Annotated in this window: 5 protein-coding genes; 2 read left to right on the top strand and 3 right to left on the bottom strand. The window is 44.5% G+C overall.

The genetic code is table 11. The features are described 5' to 3' along the window. Positions 1–168: 168 nt before the first annotated feature. Positions 169–279, bottom strand: a complete 111-nt coding sequence (locus tag Xhom_RS38275) for a DUF2591 domain-containing protein (protein WP_232326213.1) — start codon at positions 277–279, stop codon at positions 169–171. Between the two features lie 155 nt (positions 280–434). Here Xhom_RS38275 and Xhom_RS24625 point away from each other — a divergent pair, with 155 nt between their 5' ends. Beyond that, complete coding sequence (locus tag Xhom_RS24625; RefSeq protein WP_069314970.1) at positions 435–650, top strand: hypothetical protein; 216 nt, start codon at positions 435–437, stop codon at positions 648–650. 66 nt (positions 651–716) lie between these two features. Here Xhom_RS24625 and Xhom_RS24620 read toward each other — a convergent pair whose 3' ends face one another. Together Xhom_RS24620 and Xhom_RS24615 are read right to left on the bottom strand one after the other, a co-directional pair. Further along, positions 717–1118, bottom strand: a complete 402-nt coding sequence (locus Xhom_RS24620; protein WP_069314969.1) for a hypothetical protein — start codon at positions 1116–1118, stop codon at positions 717–719. Between the two features lie 61 nt (positions 1119–1179). Then, a complete protein-coding gene (locus tag Xhom_RS24615) occupies positions 1180–1839 on the bottom strand; it encodes a hypothetical protein (RefSeq protein WP_069314968.1) in 660 nt (219 codons plus the stop codon). Between the two features lie 87 nt (positions 1840–1926). On the opposite strand from Xhom_RS24615, the gene Xhom_RS24610 reads away from it, so the two are divergent. Further along, positions 1927–2226, top strand: a complete 300-nt coding sequence (locus Xhom_RS24610; RefSeq protein ID WP_069314967.1) for a 7(1) septoil knot domain-containing protein — start codon at positions 1927–1929, stop codon at positions 2224–2226. The last annotated feature ends 207 nt before the right edge of the window (positions 2227–2433 follow it).

Raw genomic sequence — 2433 nt, 5'->3', positions numbered from 1 at the left:
TGACACCGTGTAATTTGGCAAATTCGGACTGGTTCATCTGTTACCCTCGTGTTACCTGTTACCCAAATTTCAAAATTTTGTAGCTAGTGAAATATCGCGACGCGCAATGCCCGTGATATATCAAAGGCTTAGGAAGGACCCAAAAATTATGCAGCGTTACCATCGCTGTTACCTCGCGTTACTTTCACTATAATCCTCCAACGAAACATCAAGACCAATCGCCTTAGCTACAGCCCAATCCAACGCTATTCCTGTTAATTCACTCGCTTTTAACTTCATAATAATTTCTCACTAATAGTGTTACTTTCCCTGTTACCTTTCGTTACCGTAACAAGGTAAGTGGGACCGCGATCCCACGTATAAAATCTATCGATTTTTTATCCCGTAAATAACTACATACTAACCAATCCATTAAAACAAACAGGAGTTAAGTCATGCCTAGTAAAAAAATTATTTACAGCCACACCATCGATTTAGACACACTGCTACAACAACTGAACAAATACCCTGCTGATACCCGCGTCTCGTTCAGTGGATTGGACTTTCTCCGCGTAAAGCAAACAGGTGAAAATATTATTCAGATTGAGTTTGCACAGTCGGTTTATCGGACTTCTGAAGATGTCTTGGTGGTTCAAGATCATTCAAAATAGCTGACGCATAAACGTTAGCCTTTTGCCTGTTAACGGGGGCATAATCTTCATCTATGCGCCCGTTTGTTACACGACTGAACCAGGCTCTTTTGCACCTAGCTGGATAATCCAAGTCACTGGGTATTTTTCAGAGCATTGGGTTCGTTTCAGAATTGACTGCTCCCTAAACTTTACTCCTTCATCTTTTGCACATGAGATACAACTACTAACAAAGGATGTCTTCTCAAAATAATTATCAACTGGGAGCGGGGGCGCTCCATCTAGGCTTATTACCCGACCATGTTGTTGTCGTTGTGATTCTTCTACTTTCCGAGAATGATATGACAGCAATGATTTCAGGTCATTTTCCGCAACAGCGTCAGCATCAGCCTCGCCTTTCAATAATCGAACATGCTCAATATAGCTCAATGACGCTTCAATCTGCGTCTTCAATAATTCCAATCGTTTTATGTAGTTATGTGCCGTCATGTTTGTCACCAGATAGGATTGTTTGATAATAAGTCATAAGGTGGGACCGCGGTCCCAGTTTCTATTTAGCTGTCCGTATCGCCTCATCCAACGCCTGACTGATAGCAGCAGGCATTAACGATTGAGCCATTTGTTGCGCCCGTTCCTGATAACCGAGTATCGGTTCAACGGGTAAGGCGTCACCAAACCGAATAAGCAGTTTTGGCGGTCGCTGTTTCTGCCTCGGTCTGCGGGTGCCATTCGGTGAGCGTTTTAACCGCCTCTTGTTCTTTTTCACTTTCTTGGCTTTCTTACGCTGCCACACACCATTAACATTTTCTCCGTATCGTGTTGAGACTTCGCCAATAAACGTATCCGATTTGCCTTTTAACTGACTCAGCTTGTTTCGGGGCAGGTTTCCGTGCTTGTTGAGTTTGATGTTCTTGGGGTTGAGCAGTGCGGCTCCATTCAGCTTATGCACACCACCGACTTCAAACGGCTCCAGATAACCGGCAGCGGTTGGCATCACGGACACTTTCGCGGTCAGATTATCTTTGCGAGCACCCTGGCTTCTGACTGATTTCACGGTGAATGACGTTGGGTTCTCCAATCGACGTTCTAGTGCGACCTTTTGTGCTTTCTCTATCTTACGCGCAACGCTGGTTAGCGCCTGAGCGGTGGCAAAGGGGATTTGCTTTCGTATCTTTGCCAGTTGGTTGGAAAGATCATTCAATGTGGCCATATTCATTCCCCAGACAAATAATCCGGCATTATTGGGCTGTCATTATTCGAATCACCTATAATGAATTGGCCAATCACAGGAGTTCATATGAAAAAATTAGTCATCCTGTTAGCCGCATTACTTTCGTTTGGGGCTAACGCTAAAACCCGAGTCGATGTGTCTAAAATTCATGGGAACATCAAAGTGGTTAGTTCTGGTGCAGACTATAAGGTGAAGGTTGTGAGATCATCACCCGACCTGAGAGTCAAAGTTGTGACCAGTTCCGCTAGGGCGCCGGGTAAATGGAAAATGGTAAATTCATTCCCTGACTACAAGATTCAGTTCGTCAATTCATTCCCAGACTTTACTATCAAATGCGTCGATTCGTTCCCCGGCCCAGTCAAGTGATTCACCATAAACTGAGTGTGATTCAAGACTGATATAAAACTCTGTACAAACCACTCAGTGAATAGTCTGTTCAGAATTTGCCGTCTCTCCGGCTGTCACATCACTTCTTCTGCCTACAGCGGATGTTGCTGATAATGACCGTCCTACACGGTGGCATGGGTTATTTTTGATTCTGTCGGTACGCTCGATGCAAAGGGAACAGGTCTC

This window comes from Xenorhabdus hominickii (assembly GCF_002632725.1).
Lineage (GTDB): Bacteria > Pseudomonadota > Gammaproteobacteria > Enterobacterales > Enterobacteriaceae > Xenorhabdus > Xenorhabdus hominickii.
Note: the sequence above shows the minus strand (reverse complement) of the source record. Positions and strands in the feature narration are given on the sequence as shown.

Bases quoted from the DNA above. Each gene is read 5' to 3' on its own strand.
- Xhom_RS38275 (WP_232326213.1), bottom strand. From the start codon at position 279: ATGAAGTTAAAAGCGAGTGAATTAACAGGAATAGCGTTGGATTGGGCT.
- Xhom_RS24625 (WP_069314970.1), top strand. From the start codon at position 435: ATGCCTAGTAAAAAAATTATTTACAGCCACACCATCGATTTAGACACA.
- Xhom_RS24620 (WP_069314969.1), bottom strand. From the start codon at position 1,118: ATGACGGCACATAACTACATAAAACGATTGGAATTATTGAAGACGCAG.
- Xhom_RS24615 (WP_069314968.1), bottom strand. From the start codon at position 1,839: ATGGCCACATTGAATGATCTTTCCAACCAACTGGCAAAGATACGAAAG.
- Xhom_RS24610 (WP_069314967.1), top strand. From the start codon at position 1,927: ATGAAAAAATTAGTCATCCTGTTAGCCGCATTACTTTCGTTTGGGGCT.